The sequence below is a fragment of the Microbulbifer mixtoriginis (SeqCode) genome (assembly GCF_052467945.1).
In genome coordinates this window covers 46,553-65,324 of the sequence record NZ_CP174328.1, presented here as the reverse complement: position 1 = coordinate 65,324, position 18,772 = coordinate 46,553, and the positions used below count along the sequence as shown (strand labels likewise).

The window sequence follows — 18,772 nt, the reverse complement described above, 5'->3', positions numbered from 1 at the left end:
ATTTCATCGGTGCCAGATTATTGCGATAACTCCATAACGACACAGCAATAGGGAAGTGTAAATGGCAGTGAAAGAGGCGGTCTCAGTTCGTGATAATGAGCCTGTAGTCGATGACTCACCTCTCATCGAACCTATAGGTTTCACACCGGTTCAAGTCAGCTCTAACCGTGCACGCCTGTTCCTGTCCAAGCGTGCACTGGTAGTAGCGGCCTGCCTGTTATTAAGTCTCTTGGCGCTGACCTATTTAGTCATCGCCCGCTCCCTCATATTTGAAACCGTGCCTAACAATGCAAAAGTCAATATTAATGGCTTTGCCCTGCCACTGGGAGATGGACATCTGGTGCTTCCCGGCAACTACAGTTACACCATCAGTGCAGATGGTTATTTATCCAAGAGTGGTGAGGTTGAAGTCGGCAGCGATGGGCACAGCCGCCATGCAGTGACCCTGGATAAGCTGCCAGGCCATCTGCAAGTTGAAACAGACCCCCCGGTTCCAGTCAAAGTAATAATCAATGGCGGTGAAGTGCCCAATACAAACGGACTGGTGGAAAATATACGTCCAGGTTCCCTTCGGGTAACAATTCTTTCCGATCGTTATCTCCCCTATACCCAAGTAATCAAAGTCGAGGGGCTCGACAACACTCATCGCTTGCAAGCAAAACTTCGTCCAGCCTGGGCCAATATACGTATTAGTAGTAATCCCCCAGGTGCCACTGTCACCTCCAATGGAAAAACCCTTGGCACAACACCTCTCAATACAGAGCTGGTGCAAGGGGATAGGGTTGTCTCCATCTCCCTACCAGAACATAAAACTGTCGATGTCCCAATAGCAGTTACCGCCGGTGTGGACCAAGCCCTTCCCACGGTAAATCTGGGCCCAGCCGATGGACTATTACGAGTTGTTTCAATTCCCGAAGGCGCCAGTGTAACTGTTGATGGGGAGTTCCGTGGACACACTCCTCTTGAACTTGAATTGTCATCAGGAGAAGCTCATCGATTACGCTTTTTTAAAGAAGGTTACGCCTCTGTAGTACACACCATAGACCTTTCCGCCGGAATGGAACGGGATCTCAGCGTTAACTTGAACGCCGTGTACGGTAGGGTATTTGTAACGAGTGTACCCACTGATGCAGAGGTTTATATTGATGGGCAATATGCGGGTAAAAGCGGACAGTCATTCAACCTCCCAACGAAAAGTCACAAAATTGAAGTGAGGAAGAATGGCTACCAAGCATTTGATACCAGAGTAATCCCAAGCGACAAGCTGGAGCAGACGGTACGCGCAGTATTATTGACCAAAGAGCAGGCTCGCTGGCAGCAGGTTCCGGCATCCTATCAACATGGCGCGAATGGAACCATGAAGTTGATGCGCCCCAATGCTGTATTCACTATGGGATCCTCACGACGTGAACAAGGGCGCCGTGCCAATGAGGTGATGCGCCAAGTCGCTCTCAATCGTCCTTTTTATATCGGAGCCACCGAAGTCACTAATGGAGAATTCAGACGCTTTAAACGTATGCATACCTCAAGGCATGTGAATGGAGTTAGCCTGGATAATGACAACCTACCTGTCGTCAATGTCAGTTGGGCCGATGCGGCTTTATTTTGCAACTGGCTCAGTGAACGTGAAGGTCTTAACCCTGTATACCTAACCGAGCGCGGCAAAATAGTTGGGTTTGATTCAGCGGCAGATGGCTATCGTCTTCCCACAGAAGCCGAATGGGCCTGGTTGGCACGCTATGATAAGGGCACCATGCGTAAATACCCCTGGGGCAATGAACTACCTATCGGCGCCAACTCTGGTAACTATGCCGACAGCCACGCCGCCAAGCTGGTCCCGGCAGTATTACGTACCTATAGCGATCGCTATGCAGCCACAGCTCCCGTCGGCAGTTACAGTCCAAATCCTCTTGGTATATACGACTTGGGTGGCAATGTTTCTGAGTGGATTCACGACCTCTATACCATTGGTACCGGACTCTCATCGCGCCTGGAAGAAAATCCGATTGGCCCACAGGATGGCGACTACCATGTAATTCGCGGCTCCAGCTGGCGTCATTCAGGGTTAACCGAACTGCGTTTATCTTACCGCGATTATGGCGAAGCGCCCCGCAATGATATTGGATTTAGGGTCGCACGCTGGATTAATTAAAGAAGGAGTGAAGATGTTCAGGATCATTTTAATACTCATCATTCTTTTACCCTCTTACTTATTTGCCCAGGAGAAAGAAGATACCAATGAGATGACCGTTGCTCAGGTGAACAAGGAGAAAACAGAAAAAAACAAACGCAAGGGCAATCGTTCAGATGATTACAAGTCTTCAGAAGAAATTTCTGAAGATTTATCTGTTTCTTATCCTGTGGATATTTAAAAGAGAAGCCGCCAAGGGCACCATCATGAAATTCAAATCCTCAGACTTTGTGTTCCAGATTTTTGCTCTGCTGGGATCTATTATCCTGGTTCACGCCATTTATGTTGCCATCATTCGCCCTAACGCAGATGCCTTGATAGAAGAACAGCTTGCACGGGAGGCAGCAGGAGAAACCTACGTTCAGCAACGTTCCATTTATATTGTAATGAAAGACTACGAGCAGGAAGCTTGCTTTGTACTGATGCTGTGGGCCATGGCAATCATGGGCCTAAAGGCACACCGCAGCATACGCGAGCGCAAACTGCTCGATAAAGCCCTTCTTAATATCAGCGAAGGCACACCTATATTACCCGAAGACACCCGCGACCTGTCCCGCCCCATACAAGCACTACCCGAAGAGGAGCGAAGTTATCTCGTGCCAAGAGCACTGCTCACCGCGCTACAAAGATTCGGCTCTACCAAAAATGTGGCTGCAGTTTCCAATTCGGTAAAAGAAGTGTGCGAAACAGAGGGCGATCGGCTCGACTCGGAATTAGCAATGGTGCGCTATATCACTTGGGCAATTCCCTCGATCGGGTTTATCGGAACCGTGCGCGGCATCGGCGAGGCGCTTTCTCAAGCCCATAAAGCAGTAGAGGGTGATATTGCCGGGGTTACCGTAAGCCTTGGGGTCGCCTTCAACTCAACCTTTATTGCCCTGGTGATCAGCATTGTCATTATGTTTTTTACCCACCAGTTACAGCTTATGCAAGAAAGACTGGTCTTGGATACACAGAACTATTGCGATAACCGCCTGCTGAGATTTCTCAAAATCAGCTAGCCGAACTCAAAATTATCATCTCGGATATTCGCCGCGAGGAATACTCCATGGGACAAGGTGTCCTTGAAATCAATGACTGTGGTTTAAGAGTTTTTATCGATACCACGGAAGTTCTGGAAAGCCCCGGTATTGCGGTAATTGAACCGGGACGTATTCACATAGGCACCGCAGCGCAAATGCGTGCCCGCAGTCACCCCACCCAAGTCAACAACCAGTTTTGGCGAAGACTAAGTTTAGAATCTTTAAAATCAACCAACCAGCGCTGCCGCCACCATGCCGATCTTGCCTACTGCCACTTACAAGAAATATCCGAACACTGTGATCTTCCCGAAGAATTGGTGCTAGCAGTACCAGGCAATTTTACCCGCGAGCAATTAGCGCTGTTACTCGGGATTATTAAAGAAAGCAATATGAATGTGGTTGGCCTGGTTGACTCTGCCAGTGCTGCTATTGGTGACTTGGCCCCCGCTGGATTGCAAATGCATGTAGAACTGCAACTACATCAAACTCTCGTTTCCCGTATTTCGGTGGATAACCAAGCCACCGTAAAATCATCGGAGAGTGTTGCAGATGCAGGCCTATGTCATTTTCAAGAGGCCTGGGCAAGAGTTTTCACGGATGCTTTCGTTATGCAGTGCCGTTTTGATCCACTGCACTCTGCAGAATCCGAACAGCAACTCTATGATTTGATGCCCCAGTGGGTCAGCCGCGCAATGAGTCAGGGGGAAGTTCTTGCAGAGTTAGATGATCGTACGGCAAAAATATCTTTGCGCCAACTTCAGGACGCTACAGCTCCTATTCTTTCCCGTGTTCGGGCAATGATTGAAAACCTTGCAGATAGTGGCAGTGTGAGCTTTATATCCCATCGCTGGGCAGAAATTCCCGGTGGTCTGCAGATAGCCCAACGTATGCATCTTCTATCCAGGGACAGCACTGCCCAATCTATTAAGAATCGCTGGAAAGAATTGCGCAGTCCTGACTCTGCTTTGCGATTAGTGAGCAGTGTCAGAGCCGCCCCAGAAAGTGAAATCAGCCTGCATTTAGAAGCACCTTCAGAAGCCGTAGCCACACATCTTTTATATGGCCATCGCGCCCTTGCCGCACAACAACCACTATTTGTTTTCTGGCACGAAGATAAATTTCAGGTTACTCCCACCCCTCCTGAGCACCCAGCAGCGACGGTTACCAACCATGCGGGGCGTCTTGCATTAAGAGTAGATGCGGGAATTCGTCTGATGCTTAACGGTGAGGAAATTGCAGCACCGGTTAACCTAAACGCCGGAGATAAGATCGGAATTGCGGATCGCCATGACGTCATAACTGCAATCAGTGTGGAACGCTATGAGACGTAAACAGCGTCGCTTTTCTACCTTCAGCTTATCTTTTCTAGACATCATGTCCTGTGGATTTGGTGCGGTTGCACTGATTTTTCTAATTATTAAGCATGGCTCCGATCACGAAATCGAAGTAGAAACTGAGGACTTGAGCGCTGAAGTCAACCTGCTACAAGAAGAAGTTGAAATTGGGGAGGAGCACCTTGTATTGGCGCGCAACACCTTGGATATCGTCAGCGATGAACTCGCAGAGGCACAAGGACTTGCACGTCGTATACTCGAACAAATAGAGGAGGTAAAAGGCAATATTGCCGAAGTGGACAGTATTGATGAAAAGGAAGACATAAAAAGATTACAAGACAAACTCAAAAAATTAGAACAGGCCAAAAAGGACTTAGAGGAGGAAAATAAGAAGCTCGGTAACAATGTGCGCAAATATAGTGGAGATGGTGACCGTCAATACCTTACAGGGCTTCGACTTGGTGGTAATCGCATCCTGATTTTACTTGATGCCTCTGCTTCAATGCTCGGTGATGAACTTATCAAAGTTATTCGCGCCCGCAATATGTCATCAAGGGTTAAACGTCAGACAGAAAAATGGCGTCGGGCCATCAATACCGTTTCCTGGCTCACCGCCCAGTTACCACCAGACAGTCAGTACCAGATCTATACTTTCAATACATCTTTTCGCGCCGCAATCACCGGGACGGAAGATCGCTGGCTCAATGTAGATGATCGTGACCAGTTGGATAAAGCAATCAAACAATTGGATGAAATCGTGCCAGAAAATGGCACTAGTTTAGAAAGGGTATTCAATGCCATTCACGCCATGACACCTTTACCCGATAACATTATTTTGATCACCGATGGCCTGCCTACACAAGGTATGAAGCCACCCAGAAGTGCCACTGTCTCAGGTAGGGAACGCCGTAATTTATTCAAACGTGCGGTTAAAGTGCTTCCCAAGAATGTTCCGATCAATATCATTCTCACTCCAATGGAAGGCGACCCTTTCGCGGCCAGTGAATACTGGAAACTGGCCATGCAAACTCAAGGATCTTTTCTCGCCCCATCAAGGGATTGGCCATGATTGGTTCTTCAAAGAAAAAACGCCAAGAAGAATTCAGCATCTCCTTTCTCGATGTCATTTGCTGTGGATTTGGCGCTATTGTATTGCTGTTAATGATTGCCAAAACAGCCGAGCCCATTGTATTGGAAGAAGCGGAGATAGATCTGGAGGCTCAGGTTATAGAACTTCAAGAACAAATCGCAGAAATTCGTGGTGAAACCACCGTCCTCAACCGGGACCTCAACGCCAAGCGCGAGCAGATTGACATTGAGCGCAAGCGCATTGCCAATCTACGTGGAGAACTTCAAGCTCTGCAGGCCGTCTACGCCAGTAAAACGGAAGGACAAAGCCAGGAAGGCAAGTTGAAGGGTGAATTGACTATCGCTCTTCAGACGATGACCGAAGAAATGCGTCGCCTACTCGGCGAAAACTACCAGCGTAAAAATAATGTCATAGGTGGTATACCAGTCGACAGTGAATACATTCTTTTCATTATCGACACCTCCGGCAGTATGTTTAACTATGGTTGGGACCGCATGATGGCGGAAATGGTCAATACTTTAGACCTGTATCCCAACGTCAAAGGTATTCAGGTAATGAATGACATGGGGGATTACATGTTTTTCAATTACCGCAACAAGTGGATCCCCGATACCCCTGGACGTCGCCAGGCGATCCTCCAACGATTAAAAACATGGAACCCTTTCAGTAACTCTAGTCCTGTAGAGGGCATACAAAAAGCCGTGCGTAGTTTCTACGATCCCAGTAAAAAAATTAGCATCTATGTATTAGGTGATGAATTTACAGGGAAATCAATTCGCAATGTCATGTTGGCTGTGGATCGAGTCAATGCCCAACATGGAGAGGGTAAACGCAATATTCGCATCCACGCAGTAGGGTTCCCAATACAGTTTTCCAGGCCTCCGCATTTGCAAACTACCGGATTACGTTTTGCCGCGCTGATGAGAGAACTAACCTATCGTAATGGTGGCACTTTTGTTGGACTTAATGATTTTCGCTAGCTGATTGTTATCAGGAGTCATGCATGAAGCACAGGATAAAGGAGACACCCACATTTCACCTGGCGATTGTGGTTTTTCTCTCTCTAATTGTTACGGCCTGCTCCCATACGGTTCAGGTTGAAGGAAACTATCCCGCCCCTGTAGGTCATCAATTTCCACTCTCAGTGGGTATCTATCTGAGCGAGGATTTCAAAAATTATACCTATCAGGAGGATAGTGAGGACCGAGAGGAATGGAAAATAAATACTGGCAGAGCACAGGGAAATCTATTTGAAACAGTTCTCCGCTCTATGTTTGTCAATACTATCTCACTTTCTGAATACCCTAAAGATGTCCCCGCTAATGTTGAGCTTGTTATAGTTCCGGAAGTCCGTGAACTTCAGTTCACCATGCCCAGAGAAACAAGAGTCAATATTTTTGAGGTGTGGATCAAATATGATATGAACGCCTATGACTCCCAGGGAAACCAAGTTGCCAACTGGGTGATCACTGCTTACGGTAAAACACCAACCGCCTTTTTACAGTCCCAAGAGCAGGCCTTAACCCAGGCAATCAATATTGCTCTTCGCGATGCAGGTGCAACCTTATATACAGGTTTCGAAAAAGTTCCCGAGCTACAGGCATTTCTCTCTGGCAGGATTAGATCTGCGTCATTACAGGAATTTAAAGTAAAGTCCCCACAGGCTGAATAGAGGGTTTCATCGTGTTCAAGCCATTAATTGTTATATCCCTGCTCATCCTTAGCGGATGCACCACTGTAGTTATTGATGAATACAGACGTAGCGATGGTGAACTTGCGGCTGGGGATTCCGTGGTGATATTAGGGCGTCGCCATTCCAGTGATTACGAAACGGAACCCAATCTTATCGACTGTGTAGGCAGAGAATTACACAATCCTGAGATGGGGGTTAATATTATTCCCGAAAAAGAGTTTGTTGATCTTATGTATCCCTGGTTCGAGCCAAGAACCGCCCCCATGCATGTGCGTTCACTCGATCGCCTTATGGAAAATAAGGAGGTCCGTGAACGTATGGAGTCTTATGGGGTGAAATACATCGTCTGGATAGACGGCTCTACAGAAACCACTGCCAGTGCCGGCTCAATAAGCTGCACGATCAGTACTGGCGGAGCTGGTTGTTTCGGTTTCGGTACCTGGGATAAGGAATCTGATTATGAAGCATCAGTATGGGATTTTCGCGATCGAGAGCTGTCCGGAAAGCTGAGCGCAGATGCCAAAGGCACATCTTATATGCCCGCCATCGTAATACCAATCCCCCTGATCGCACGGGTACAAAACAATGCTTGCAAAGGGATGGCCGTGCAACTACAGCAATTTTTGGTACCCGCAGCAGGCACCAGTTCTTAAACAATAAATAAGTAGGGAGGCAGGGTTAATGCAAAATTTCTTTCGGTGGTACATCTTTTTATTGGTCCTTGTATGTACTGCATGTGCTTTCAACCCGGCCACCAACCGACCCGATCTGGTCTTGATGTCCGAGGATAAAGAGATTTCTATCGGCAAAGAAATGCATGAAAAGCTGATCGAAAGCACCCCTATCTACCAGGATCCAGTACTCACCGCCTATGTTGACCACGTAGGGCAAAAAGTAGCGGCAGCCAGCGATAGGCCCGACATCAAGTATCACTTCACGATTATCGATAGCCAGGATATCAACGCTTTTGCCCTACCTGGAGGCTATGTATATATCAATCGCGGCCTGCTGACTTACCTTCACTCCGAAGCAGAAATGGCAGCTGTGCTCGCCCATGAGATCGGCCATATCACTGCACGCCATGCCGTTCGTCAAAAAACTGCTGCCACTGGTGCCAGTGCCGCATCAGTATTATCTGTATTGGTAACAGGCAGCCGCGTTGTTGGTGATGCAGCAAATCTCTGGAGTACTGCTGCGGTGAAAGGTTATGGGAGGGAAATGGAGTTGGAGGCAGACCGCTTTGGTGCGCAGTATATGTTCAAAGCCGGTTATGATCCCACCGCAATGCTCAATGTAATTGGCATACTAAAAGATCAGGAAATCTTCGCCCGCAGACGGGCGCGTGTGGAGGGTAAAAAACCGCAGACATATCATGGCGTTTTTTCTACTCACCCACGCAACGATATTCGTCTACAGGAAGTAGTCAAGGCCGCAGGTACCCTACCTGAAGAGAGCAAGGATGTTAAAGTAGCCTATTACCGTGAAAAAACTGATGGTCTTGTTTACGGTGATAATGCCAGGCAATCCAATAAAAATCGTTTTAATCATAGACGTTTAGGCTTCTCACTGCTGTTTCCTGATGGTTGGACAGTAGCCAATCAACGCTCCTCCATCGTAGGCACAGCTCCTGACCAATCAGCAACAATTACGATTAAGGTCGCTAAGCGTGAGGGGAATCAACCCGCAGATATGGCCTTGCGTGAGCAGTACGATTTACGCAAGCTGGAACAAGATGAAAAACTAAATCAATACCGACTAGAGGGACACACAGGTAAAGTCCCACCACTTGAAAAGAATAATATTGATCTAGATCGAGTTGCAATTATCTACTATGGCAGCCGTCAATTTATGCTGGAAGGTAAAGTGGCCAATGCATCATCGCAGAAAAAGGATGATCTTGAACATTATGACACACTATTTTTAACCAGTATTCGCAGTTTCAGACCCTTGCGGGAAACCGATATTGTAGAGAAGGATATAAGACGACTGCGCTACGTAAAAGCCACAGAAAAAACTACCTTTTCCTCCCTGGCACGACACATGGAAATTGGTGAATATGCTGAGGAACAGCTGCGACTTCTCAATGGTTATTATCCTCGGGGCGAACCAGAGCCCGGTGAATGGATCAAAATAATCCAGTAAAAAAGCTACCACCTTTCAATTATTCTTGGCATTTGTAGCAATATTCTGTATACCTGAGAAATACCGTATGGAAAATTAAATAATAACTTGCGGAATTCACTATACGTGCAGAATTTTTCATTCTCCATAGAGACCCATTGGTCTACCTTACTCACAATTGAAGAACACTCTATGCCAGTAACATCAGTGGTGTATGGATACTTTAATTAAGTGCATAGAAACATATTCACAACTTATGCACAGCACAATGTATTCTTTTTATTCTTCATTCATAGCAAGGCATAAATATCGATCCGCACAACCCTATATAGATCAAGTGCTAAAAACCATAATAATAGGAGCTTTAAATGAACGGCATGATGATGCAGTCACAACTTACCCTAACCGGTATCATGCAGCACGCCTTGAGTAATTCACCCAATAGTGAAATTGTCTCCATTACTACGGATAATCCTCAGTTTCGCTACACCTACAAAGAGGCCTTTAAACGCTCTGCCCAACTTGCCCAGGCCCTAGCCAGACTTGGAGCTAATAATGGAGATCGTATCGGCACTCTGGCCTGGAATGACCATCGTCATTTTGAACTCTACTATGCGACTTCCTGTAGCGGATTTGTTTGCCATACCATCAATCCACGCTTATTTCCTGAACAAATTCATTATATTGTCGAGCATGCCGAAGATCGCTGGCTGTTTATCGACCCAATGTTTGTTCCGCTTATTGAAAAAATGGTTGATAGACTCAACAGCGTAGAGGGTTTCATCGTTTTAACCGACAGGGCTCATATGCCCCAAAGCACTCTACATAATTACTATTGCTATGAAGAGCTTCTCGATAATCATTCTGGCGATTTCCACTGGCCGGAACTGAATGAGCAAAGTGCCGCCGCTCTATGTTATACCTCCGGCACCACAGGGAACCCTAAGGGAGTCCTCTACTCTCACCGAGCAATGACACTGCACACCTACGGGGTACTAATGCCCGATGTCTTCGCCATACGCCGCGATGAAGCCATCCTTCCCGTAGTGCCCATGTTTCATGTTAATGCTTGGTCCATTCCCTACGCGGCACCTGCTGTTGGCGCTAAGTTAGTTTTACCAGGCCCTAAAATGGGTTGTGGTGAAACGCTTAGTAGACTTATACAACAAGAGTCAGTCACCATCGCCGCTGGCGTGCCCACCGTTTGGCTAGCACTTCTCAAATATTTGCGTGAAAGTGGAGAAAAGGTCTCTAGCTTGAACCGTGTGGTCGTCGGCGGCTCTGCCTGCCCTTGGAGTATCATGGAAGAGTTTGAAGAAAAGCATGGTGTCTATACCCATCATGCCTGGGGTATGACAGAGATGAGCCCACTTGGTACCTACAATGCCCGCATAGATGAATATTTACCTAAGAATGAAGCCAAGGCCCTGCGCCTGAAGCAGGGCCGTGCGGGATTTGGAGTAGAAATGCGAATTGTAGACCCTCTCGGCAGCCCCCTTCCTCACGATGGTATTGCTTTTGGCACACTACAGGTAAGAGGCCCTTGGGTTTGCGAACGCTACTATAAAGCCGAAGAGTCTGCGCTCACGGTGGACGGATGGTTTGATACCGGCGATGTGGCCACTATAGACTCTTTAGGCTATCTGACCATCACCGACCGAACCAAGGATGTGATTAAATCTGGGGGAGAATGGATATCTTCCATTGAGCTTGAAAATTTCGCTATAACCCTTGATGGAGTTGCCGAGGCAGCAGTTATAGGTGTCGCTCATGAAAAATGGGCCGAACGGCCACTATTGATCGTGGTGCCAGAGACCGACGGAAAGCTCGAAGCCAAGCAGATTCTCGCCGCTTTTCACGGGCGCTTCGCAAAATGGTGGATTCCTGATGACTGTATTATCACCTCAGAAATCCCCCATACCGCTACGGGAAAAATTAGCAAGAAAGACTTGCGGCAGCAATTTGCACAACACCTCTGGCCTCAAGAAGTATCAGTATAAATTACCATCAGAAAGGCAAGCATCTTAGCAACCAGTTCAACCGGGCAATAAGCCCGGTTTGCCACTTGAAACCGTTGAGCAAATCTAAATGCCCTATGGTTCACACTATATTTAACCACTTTAGCATTGATATATCTCTGTCATATTCTTTTGCTAGAAAGCTTCCCACACTTATTTGGGATCTCTTGCAAATGTTCAAAAGAATTCTGTCTACCTTATTACTCATTGGCTCTGCCAGTGCAAATATCACCTGTGCTGAAAACAGTACCGCTGGAGCCGAATCCCCCTTGGTTATCGCTCATCGTGGTGCCTCTGCTTACTTACCAGAGCACACTCTCGAAGCAAAGGCCATGGCCTATGCTATGCGACCAGATTATATTGAGCAGGATCTGGTTCTTAGCAAAGATAATCACCTGATCGTGATGCATGATATCTACCTCGATAGCACCACCAATGTTGCAGAGATATTTCCTGGACGAGCTCGTGAAGATGGGCATTACTACACTATCGATTTCACGCTGGAAGAATTAAAAAAGCTCCGTGTTAGCGAAGCTTTCTCAATAGGCGAGGATGGGCCTCAGGCAAAATATCCGCATCGCTTCCCCCTATGGAAATCCAGTTTTCAACTATCCACTTTCGAAGAAGAAATAGAACTCATCCAGGGTTTAAATAAATCCCTTGGATATAAAATTGGTATTTATCCAGAAATAAAAAAACCATACTTCCACCACTGGGAAGGAAAAGATATCGCCACAATCGCTTTGCAAAAACTTAAGGAATACGGCTATAGCGACAAACAACAAAAAGTTTTTTTACAGTGCTTCGATGCAGAAGAGTTACAACGTATCAAGTTTGAACTAATGCCCGCCATGGGGATGGATCTTTCCCTCGTTCAGCTTATTGCTGCAACCAGCTGGGGGGAAAAACTGATTGAGATTGATGGCATAATTCAAAATTATGATTACGATTGGATGCTGGAGCCTGGCGGCATGCGCAAAATCACCAGCTATGCCGATGGCATCGGCCCTTGGTACCCCATGTTAATAGAAGTTGAGGATGGTAAGCCAAGGGCCAATAATATCGTCCGCCGTGCCCATCGCAGGGATCTCCAAGTTCACCCCTATACTTTTCGCGCCGACCCGGAGAAGCTTCCAGAGGAATTCGATAGTTTTAACCAATTCCTCCACTTTGCCGCCTACCAACTGCGCGTCGATGGAATTTTTACTGACCAGCCCGATCAAGCTGTCAATTACCTTTCCCGCCCTCACCATAGAAAACGCAGATATTAAGCAAACAAAAAAGTGGCCGCATCAGCGGCCACTTTTTTAATCAAACTTTGAGAAATCTGCAGGGCGCTTCTCCATAAAGGCAGTAGCCGCCTCTTTAAACTCCTCAGAAGTGAGGCGGTCCTGGAAATGGCGACCCTCCTCCTGAATAATCTCCAAACCCTTTTCCTGGGTTGCGCGACGCAATAACTGCTTGGAAAGCCGCACGGCAGCCGGTGCCTTCGCCGCTAGCTCAGCGGCCACCTCTCGGGCCCGAACAATCGCCTGCTCCGGCTCCACCGCCGCATTACAGATACCGATCTCCACAGCTTCCTGAGCACTAAACTTTTTGCCCAATAGCAATAATTCCGATGCTTTTGCGTGGCCGGCAATACGAGGCAATAAGTAACTGGAACCATACTCAGGGCATAACCCCAGGTTGACAAACGGCATTTGGAACAGGGCATCATGTCCGGCAAATGACAGATCACAGTGCAACAGCATAGTGGTACCGATACCCACTGCAGGGCCATTCACTGCTGCAACCACTGGCTTGGGAAAGTTGTAAAGTGCGCTCATAAACTGGAATACCGGAGACTCCTCACCCTCTGCAGAGCCACCGAGAAAATCTGTCAAATCGTTGCCACTGGTAAAAATGCCCTCGGCACCAGTGAGAATAACTACGCGGATTTCACTATTATTGACTGCACTATTGAGCAACTCTGCCATGGCAGTATACATAGCCATAGTCAGTGCATTTTTGCGCTCAGGGCGATTGATGGTTATTTCCAGGATACGCTCGTTTACCTGGGCCTGAATTTCCGCACATGCGCTTTGCATAATGTTCTCCGGGTTCGAATCATTTAAGACTGATAGACAGCCGCAGCGGCCAAAAAAACAGAGCTGTGAGTAAACGCAGAGCTTCTGATAGTGCTTCCGGAATACTAATAGGATCTTGGCCTAAGTGTGCAACCACAAATAAACAGATTTCCGTTGATTAGCGCGAAATTTCTATGCCTTTCCCAAGGGAAACCACTTTTATCTTATTAGTTAGCACAAAAGGCTTGATAACCGGGTGTATAGCCGCGAGCCGCCTTTGACAGGCGATTCATATTAACGACTATAAGCCCAGAGGCGAGTTCATAACCAACCACATTCGTTGACGGGAATAACCCGGTGGCTCATAGATCACCGAGCTATTCTTTCAGGGCACTTGTTAGGGCTTTAGCGCGGACTCTCTACGCAGAGGCTGGCACATACAGTGAACACCACCACCTCCGGGAGTAATCATGGAGATATCCGGATCAATTACCTCAAGACCATGAGCCCGACACTTCTCCGCGAGGCCAGTATTGGCTTTGGGTAGCATCACTCGGTCATTCCCCAGGGCCACCACATTAACTCCCAGTTCAAGTACTTGCGGGAAAGGAATATCGATAATCTCTATATTGCGACTCTTAAACCACTGCACCAGCTCCGGCTCGACGGCATCAACACAGATGGCCGCAAGCTTTTCCGCCAGCATTGCCACCATAACATCGATATGCAGGAAGAAGGGGTCAAACTGGTAGCCCTTTACCTCCCAACCCTCCTTCTCTACCCAGCTCTTCATCTGCGCAAAGCCCTGAGGACTGGTGCGCTCACCAGAATAACCGCACAGAATCACTCCCGGCTCAAGCACCATAAAGTCACCACCTTCCAGAGAGCCGGCGGTGATGACATCATAAATGGGGATATCCAGTTCCGCATACTTCTTAACGATAGGGGCCCACTCCCCCCGGCGCCAAGGGCTAAACATTTGCGTAACAATAGGTCCCCAGGGCGTCATTACCGAAGAATCACGTCCGTAGATCTGATAGGGCAAGCTGCTGTCTGCCGGAATCAAATGGGTAGTCACTCCCGCATGGCGATAGGCATCCAGCATTTCTTTATGCTGCATCTCAGCCACTTTGTGATCGAACTGCATGCCTAAGCGTTCAGCTCGGCGTGCACTGGCATTTCCCGTTCGCCAGCTGAAGTTATCCACCGGCCCGATGAGTACATCGCGCAATACGCCGTACTCCGAGTCCATTCCCCAGTTAGTCAGTGGAGCTGTACCACCGTTACCCTTGCGGTACTTCAAGGTAAATTCACTCATGATCAACCTAAATCTATTGATAGGAACCCAGCCAACCTTTTAGGCTTACCAGGCGTTCTTATTGCATATTGGCTAGTAAGGATAATCAGCCCGCTTCGGCGCTATTTAACATGGCGTGCAACAAAACATTACAGCCCGCTTCCAAGTGGCCTGGCTCAGCCGACTCTGCTTCATTGTGTGAAAGCCCCCCGGCACAGGGAACGAAAATCATAGACACGGGTGCAACCCGCGAGATATAGACCGAGTCGTGCCCAGCTCCAGAAACCATCTTACGATTGCTATAACCCAGGTTTTGTACCGCACTGTCAACCGCCTCAATACAGTCTTTATCAAAAGCCACCGGTGGTGAGAACCACTCTTCGCGTACATCGATGACAACACCGCTGGCCTCTTGCGCCTGCTCGGCTACCCGGTAGAGAGTGCGGTGTAAATGCTCCAGCCCCTCCGGTGTTGGGTGGCGTAAATCCAATGCGAGCACTACTTTTTCCGGTACGGTATTGCGGCTACCCGGTTCTGCACGCAAGTCGCCACAGGTAATCCGGGCATCCTCGGAGTAAGCCTTCACTTCCCCATATAGTTTCTCGCACAGCCACGCCATGGCCTGGACAGGGTCGCGACGATCCTCCATTGGGGTGGGCCCTGCATGACAGGGGGTACCAAAGAAGGTCACATCGTACCAGCGGATTCCCTGCACCCCGGTAACGACTCCAATCACTTGATCCTGTTTTTCCAGAATAGGTCCCTGCTCAATATGCGCCTCAAAGGCCGCTTTGATAGGTGCCGGCTGGACCGGTTCAGGACCTAAATACCCAATACGCTCCAGCTCCTGGCCAATGGTTATGCCAGATTTATCCATGCGGCTGTGGCCATAATCGAGGCTAAACTCCCCCGCCCAAACACCGGATCCGACCATGGCTGGTGAAAAGCGAGCCCCTTCTTCGTTAGTCCACACCACCACTTCCAGGGGTGCCTTGGTTCGAACCCCACCCTCCTCAAGGGTGCGCAATACTTCGAGGCCGGCCAGCACACCGTAAACTCCATCAAACTTGCCGCCAGTGGGCTGGGTATCCAGATGCGATCCTGTAATCACTGCGGGGAGGTCATTGTCGGTACCGGAACGGCGAGCAAAGATATTCCCCATGCGATCCACGCGAATTTCACAACCGATTTCCCGGCACCAGCGTACAAACAGGTCGCGCCCTTTACGATCCTCATCAGTCAGAGCCTGCCGGTTACAACCCCCAGCAGGAGTTGCACCAATTTCAGCCATTTGCATAAGACTTTGCCAGAGACGTGTGCCATCAATACGCAATTGTTGTGCGGGGTTTTCCATTCAAAAAGCTCCGGGCCTGATATTGAGGATCATATTAATCACTTTGGCAAAAGTTATGTTTTGATCCTTACAGATTAAAGAGAGCATTATTTCGCCGTTGATCAAAACTCGACCAGAATTTACCAAATGACTCTCACTTATAGCTCATACTTGAAAATAGACGAGCTGCTAGGGTGCCAGAAGCCCCTATCAGATGGCTCTAAGCACGATGAACCTCTGTTTATTGTGAAACACCAGAGCTTCGAGCTCTGGTTTAAGCAGATGTTACATGAACAGAGCTTCCTGGTATGGCTCTTCAGTTGACCGCGCCTTACATCCCCTTAAGCGAGTGGGTAAAATTTACCGCACGCTGATTCAATAAGTGGATATTCTTGAAACGCTGACACTACTGGAATTCTTATCCTTCAGGGACCGGCTCTCAACCGCTAGCGGCTTTCAGTCATTTCAGTTCTGCGAGATAAAGGTTCTGATTGGTATCTATCACAATGATCCCCTGCTGAATGAGATCTGTGAGGGCTGCTCGATATCGACTGTTCTTTACAACAATAATGGTAGAGCGAAGGATGGAAGCAAAGCAGGCACTGGCGGATCGGCCATGAGCGGGCAAAAAGCAATTTTTACCGTTTGCCTTTCCTGCGCTATTGAAGGCTCCCGTTGCGGGGTCTCAGTAATTAGCAGCAGGCATAAAAAAAGCCAGCATATTGCTGGCTTTTTTTATGCAATGCGAAGGCTCGCTCGCTTCTCTCTGGTTTACTTCTCGAAAGGCACCAGGGAAACTTGAATAGCCGGATTCACTTCCTTAGCAGCATCCGCGATCTGTACATAAGTATCCGCACTCGACTTGTTATGCGCACGTACAATCACAATAGCTTGAGGGTTCTCGGCATACAGCTGCGCGATACGGGCACGAACAGCGCGACTATCAATACGGCTACCAGCAAGACTGATCTCATCGTTGGCGTTCACAACCAGCAGGATGTTTTGCTTATCTGAATCAGGCGGGTTGTCCTGGGTCTGGTTCGGATCAGGCACATTTACGTCCAACGCTTTCTCTTTTACAAAGGACGCCGTTACGATAAAGAAGATCAACATGATGAACACTACGTCCAGCATGGGCGTTAGGTCGATATCCGCCTTCTCTTCTTCTACGGCCTTTCCGCGTCGTCTACTCATAAAACACCGTGCTGTTATCAAATACCAAGGGTGCCGGTTTAACCGGTCTCATCTGGTGGGCAAGATTGCCGCGAATCGCCAGGCATTGCAAGTACAACCTATAACCAATAGAAATAACCCCTAAAAATCAATAAGTTAAGAAAGCCAGCTGAATAATCAGATCATTTTTTGATCGAAAGATCCGACTATCGCTGCTGCAGATAACGCTGGTAATCCGGTACCTCCCGGTCAAACTCACGCTCCATTAGGGTCGACTGAACAATCATGTCTGCACTACTCGAATTGCAGGCCACGGGTATATTCCAAGCAGCAGCAATACGTAACAGTGCTTTGACATCTGGATCGTGAGGCATAGGCTCAAAGGGGTCCCAGAAAAAGACTAGCAAGTCTACCTTGCCTTCACTGATTCGGGCTCCAAGTTGCTGATCCCCCCCTAGGGGACCGCTCAATAGCTTCTCTACTTTGAGACCGGTAGCTTCCTCTATCTTACCGCCAGTTGTGCCCGTAGCCAGAAGACTGTGCTTCTCCAGAAGATAACGGTGACGAAGACACCACTGTATCAAGGTCCCCTTGCGGTTGTCGTGGGCGACCAGGGCGATCCGTTTACTCGCGGGTAACGCCTTAGAGATAAATTCCATAAGGACCTCAATAAAAAGTAACTCTTCTATATTATCTCAATCACACGGAAGTTGTTCCCTCTACTCCACCCCACGAAGTATTAAGGAATTGCTCCCCACAGAAGTAGGTTCACCTCGGTATAATGGTGAAAACCTCGTACCTAAGTAAGGAGAGAATATGAGTGTAGGAGCCTGGGAGCCACAGGTGAGTGGCCGGCAAGAAGAAAACCAGTGGGAATTCGACCGGGATCAATTGCAGAGGCTTATCAGTGTTGCCGCCTCTGAAAACAGCCTAAGCGCAAATCTAAATAAAGATGACTTAAAGGCCTCAAAGCTGATTCGCCTGCCGTCACAGCAATGGTTAGAAGAGAGCCAACACTGGGACAACGAGCAGTTATGGCAACTCATACGCTTCTTCACCCTTGCAGAAATGGAACTGACCGGCTGGGATGCCGGGGCAGAGTCTGCTGTCATTCCCCTGGCCAAAGAGCTGCGCCAACGCAAAGCACCATTACAAAAAGAACAACTTCTCTGGATTCGTCAACACTCCAATAACCGCTACCTTCCCTACGGGCCACTGTAACCTTTAGATACCAAGACACGGTGATAGAGCCGCAATTCCTTCCTCTATCACCAAAGTCTCTGCTTAAGTTATCAACTCTTTATAAAGAAGAATCCATCTCCAAGCGCTATTAAGATAGCTTGAAAACTTTCAGCTAATTCACCGCAATCGCCATCACTATCAGAAACCACTGCAAGGGAATATCTTGTTAACCTAGAATTCTCTGCCCAGCAT

19 protein-coding genes are annotated in these 18,772 nt (G+C 48.0%); 14 read left to right on the top strand and 5 right to left on the bottom strand.

What is annotated here, in order from left to right; translation table 11 throughout:
* Window positions 1-61 precede the first annotated feature (61 nt).
* From ACJJIJ_RS00260 to glpQ, 11 genes are all read left to right on the top strand, one after another.
* The gene (locus ACJJIJ_RS00260) at window positions 62-2,152 is read left to right on the top strand and encodes a PEGA domain-containing protein (protein ID WP_444903865.1); all 2,091 of its coding nucleotides are present in this window, start codon (window positions 62-64) and stop codon (window positions 2,150-2,152) included.
* Between the two features lie 13 nt (window positions 2,153-2,165).
* Window positions 2,166-2,372, top strand: a complete 207-nt coding sequence (locus tag ACJJIJ_RS00255; protein WP_444938349.1) for a hypothetical protein — start codon at window positions 2,166-2,168, stop codon at window positions 2,370-2,372.
* 25 nt (window positions 2,373-2,397) lie between these two features.
* Window positions 2,398-3,192, top strand: coding sequence for a MotA/TolQ/ExbB proton channel family protein (locus tag ACJJIJ_RS00250; protein ID WP_252084571.1), 795 nt, complete (start codon window positions 2,398-2,400; stop codon window positions 3,190-3,192).
* Between the two features lie 47 nt (window positions 3,193-3,239).
* The gene (locus ACJJIJ_RS00245) at window positions 3,240-4,544 is read left to right on the top strand and encodes a hypothetical protein (RefSeq protein WP_252084570.1); all 1,305 of its coding nucleotides are present in this window, start codon (window positions 3,240-3,242) and stop codon (window positions 4,542-4,544) included.
* Window positions 4,534-5,616 carry a VWA domain-containing protein gene (locus ACJJIJ_RS00240; RefSeq protein ID WP_444888019.1) on the top strand — a complete coding sequence of 361 codons (1,083 nt, stop codon included), beginning with the start codon at window positions 4,534-4,536 and terminating at the stop codon, window positions 5,614-5,616. Before ACJJIJ_RS00245 ends, ACJJIJ_RS00240 begins: the two co-directional genes overlap by 11 nt.
* Window positions 5,613-6,617: a VWA domain-containing protein gene (locus ACJJIJ_RS00235; protein WP_252084568.1), complete on the top strand. Its 1,005-nt coding sequence runs from the start codon at window positions 5,613-5,615 to the stop codon at window positions 6,615-6,617. The genes ACJJIJ_RS00240 and ACJJIJ_RS00235 overlap by 4 nt, the downstream gene beginning before the upstream one ends.
* 23 nt (window positions 6,618-6,640) lie before the next feature.
* The gene (locus ACJJIJ_RS00230; protein ID WP_444883764.1) at window positions 6,641-7,309 is read left to right on the top strand and encodes a hypothetical protein; all 669 of its coding nucleotides are present in this window, start codon (window positions 6,641-6,643) and stop codon (window positions 7,307-7,309) included.
* Window positions 7,310-7,320: 11 nt separating this feature from the next.
* A complete protein-coding gene (locus tag ACJJIJ_RS00225) occupies window positions 7,321-7,983 on the top strand; it encodes a hypothetical protein (protein WP_444899086.1) in 663 nt (220 codons plus the stop codon).
* Between the two features lie 28 nt (window positions 7,984-8,011).
* The gene (locus ACJJIJ_RS00220; RefSeq protein ID WP_444938348.1) at window positions 8,012-9,472 is read left to right on the top strand and encodes a M48 family metalloprotease; all 1,461 of its coding nucleotides are present in this window, start codon (window positions 8,012-8,014) and stop codon (window positions 9,470-9,472) included.
* A gap of 347 nt (window positions 9,473-9,819) precedes the next feature.
* Complete coding sequence (locus ACJJIJ_RS00215) at window positions 9,820-11,451, top strand: long-chain-fatty-acid--CoA ligase (protein WP_444938347.1); 1,632 nt, start codon at window positions 9,820-9,822, stop codon at window positions 11,449-11,451.
* 191 nt (window positions 11,452-11,642) lie between these two features.
* The gene (gene glpQ / locus ACJJIJ_RS00210; RefSeq protein WP_444938346.1) at window positions 11,643-12,740 is read left to right on the top strand and encodes a glycerophosphodiester phosphodiesterase; all 1,098 of its coding nucleotides are present in this window, start codon (window positions 11,643-11,645) and stop codon (window positions 12,738-12,740) included.
* Window positions 12,741-12,776: 36 nt separating this feature from the next.
* On the opposite strand, the gene ACJJIJ_RS00205 is transcribed toward glpQ, so the two are convergent.
* The 3 genes from ACJJIJ_RS00205 to ACJJIJ_RS00195 all read right to left on the bottom strand — a co-directional run bounded on the left by ACJJIJ_RS00205 (window position 12,777) and on the right by ACJJIJ_RS00195 (window position 16,186).
* Window positions 12,777-13,556, bottom strand: a complete 780-nt coding sequence (locus ACJJIJ_RS00205) for an enoyl-CoA hydratase (RefSeq protein WP_252084561.1) — start codon at window positions 13,554-13,556, stop codon at window positions 12,777-12,779.
* A 376-nt stretch (window positions 13,557-13,932) separates the two neighbouring features.
* Window positions 13,933-14,853 (bottom strand): dimethylarginine dimethylaminohydrolase family protein, encoded by a 921-nt coding sequence (locus ACJJIJ_RS00200; RefSeq protein ID WP_444938345.1) that lies wholly within the window; start codon window positions 14,851-14,853, stop codon window positions 13,933-13,935.
* Window positions 14,854-14,938: 85 nt separating this feature from the next.
* The gene (locus ACJJIJ_RS00195) at window positions 14,939-16,186 is read right to left on the bottom strand and encodes a Zn-dependent hydrolase (RefSeq protein WP_252084559.1); all 1,248 of its coding nucleotides are present in this window, start codon (window positions 16,184-16,186) and stop codon (window positions 14,939-14,941) included.
* A gap of 126 nt (window positions 16,187-16,312) precedes the next feature.
* Here ACJJIJ_RS00195 and ACJJIJ_RS00190 point away from each other — a divergent pair, with 126 nt between their 5' ends.
* Together ACJJIJ_RS00190 and ACJJIJ_RS00185 are read left to right on the top strand one after the other, a co-directional pair.
* On the top strand, window positions 16,313-16,489 hold the full coding sequence (locus ACJJIJ_RS00190; RefSeq protein WP_444888016.1) for a tryptophan 2,3-dioxygenase family protein: 177 nt from the start codon (window positions 16,313-16,315) through the stop codon (window positions 16,487-16,489).
* Between the two features lie 58 nt (window positions 16,490-16,547).
* The gene (locus ACJJIJ_RS00185; protein WP_444938344.1) at window positions 16,548-16,967 is read left to right on the top strand and encodes a tryptophan 2,3-dioxygenase family protein; all 420 of its coding nucleotides are present in this window, start codon (window positions 16,548-16,550) and stop codon (window positions 16,965-16,967) included.
* Here ACJJIJ_RS00185 and ACJJIJ_RS00180 read toward each other — a convergent pair.
* Both ACJJIJ_RS00180 and ACJJIJ_RS00175 read right to left on the bottom strand, forming a co-directional pair.
* A complete protein-coding gene (locus tag ACJJIJ_RS00180) occupies window positions 16,937-17,359 on the bottom strand; it encodes an ExbD/TolR family protein (RefSeq protein ID WP_252084556.1) in 423 nt (140 codons plus the stop codon). The genes ACJJIJ_RS00185 and ACJJIJ_RS00180 overlap by 31 nt on opposite strands.
* Before the next feature lie 185 nt (window positions 17,360-17,544).
* Window positions 17,545-17,997 carry a methylglyoxal synthase gene (locus ACJJIJ_RS00175; RefSeq protein WP_444883759.1) on the bottom strand — a complete coding sequence of 151 codons (453 nt, stop codon included), beginning with the start codon at window positions 17,995-17,997 and terminating at the stop codon, window positions 17,545-17,547.
* 157 nt (window positions 17,998-18,154) lie between these two features.
* On the opposite strand from ACJJIJ_RS00175, the gene ACJJIJ_RS00170 reads away from it, so the two are divergent.
* Window positions 18,155-18,559, top strand: coding sequence for a hypothetical protein (locus tag ACJJIJ_RS00170; protein ID WP_444938343.1), 405 nt, complete (start codon window positions 18,155-18,157; stop codon window positions 18,557-18,559).
* The last annotated feature ends 213 nt before the right edge of the window (window positions 18,560-18,772 follow it).

What these genes read in the sequence shown, in the direction of transcription:
- ACJJIJ_RS00255 (WP_444938349.1), top strand. Translation starts at nt 2,166, where the DNA reads ATGTTCAGGATCATTTTAATACTCATCATTCTTTTACCCTCTTACTTA.
- ACJJIJ_RS00230 (WP_444883764.1), top strand. Translation starts at nt 6,641, where the DNA reads ATGAAGCACAGGATAAAGGAGACACCCACATTTCACCTGGCGATTGTG.
- glpQ (WP_444938346.1), top strand. Translation starts at nt 11,643, where the DNA reads ATGTTCAAAAGAATTCTGTCTACCTTATTACTCATTGGCTCTGCCAGT.
- ACJJIJ_RS00235 (WP_252084568.1), top strand. Translation starts at nt 5,613, where the DNA reads ATGATTGGTTCTTCAAAGAAAAAACGCCAAGAAGAATTCAGCATCTCC.
- ACJJIJ_RS00175 (WP_444883759.1), bottom strand. Translation starts at nt 17,997, where the DNA reads ATGGAATTTATCTCTAAGGCGTTACCCGCGAGTAAACGGATCGCCCTG.
- ACJJIJ_RS00220 (WP_444938348.1), top strand. Translation starts at nt 8,012, where the DNA reads ATGCAAAATTTCTTTCGGTGGTACATCTTTTTATTGGTCCTTGTATGT.
- ACJJIJ_RS00215 (WP_444938347.1), top strand. Translation starts at nt 9,820, where the DNA reads ATGAACGGCATGATGATGCAGTCACAACTTACCCTAACCGGTATCATG.
- ACJJIJ_RS00180 (WP_252084556.1), bottom strand. Translation starts at nt 17,359, where the DNA reads ATGAGTAGACGACGCGGAAAGGCCGTAGAAGAAGAGAAGGCGGATATC.
- ACJJIJ_RS00260 (WP_444903865.1), top strand. Translation starts at nt 62, where the DNA reads ATGGCAGTGAAAGAGGCGGTCTCAGTTCGTGATAATGAGCCTGTAGTC.
- ACJJIJ_RS00250 (WP_252084571.1), top strand. Translation starts at nt 2,398, where the DNA reads ATGAAATTCAAATCCTCAGACTTTGTGTTCCAGATTTTTGCTCTGCTG.
- ACJJIJ_RS00195 (WP_252084559.1), bottom strand. Translation starts at nt 16,186, where the DNA reads ATGGAAAACCCCGCACAACAATTGCGTATTGATGGCACACGTCTCTGG.
- ACJJIJ_RS00190 (WP_444888016.1), top strand. Translation starts at nt 16,313, where the DNA reads ATGACTCTCACTTATAGCTCATACTTGAAAATAGACGAGCTGCTAGGG.
- ACJJIJ_RS00240 (WP_444888019.1), top strand. Translation starts at nt 4,534, where the DNA reads ATGAGACGTAAACAGCGTCGCTTTTCTACCTTCAGCTTATCTTTTCTA.
- ACJJIJ_RS00205 (WP_252084561.1), bottom strand. Translation starts at nt 13,556, where the DNA reads ATGCAAAGCGCATGTGCGGAAATTCAGGCCCAGGTAAACGAGCGTATC.
- ACJJIJ_RS00245 (WP_252084570.1), top strand. Translation starts at nt 3,240, where the DNA reads ATGGGACAAGGTGTCCTTGAAATCAATGACTGTGGTTTAAGAGTTTTT.
- ACJJIJ_RS00200 (WP_444938345.1), bottom strand. Translation starts at nt 14,853, where the DNA reads ATGAGTGAATTTACCTTGAAGTACCGCAAGGGTAACGGTGGTACAGCT.
- ACJJIJ_RS00170 (WP_444938343.1), top strand. Translation starts at nt 18,155, where the DNA reads ATGAGTGTAGGAGCCTGGGAGCCACAGGTGAGTGGCCGGCAAGAAGAA.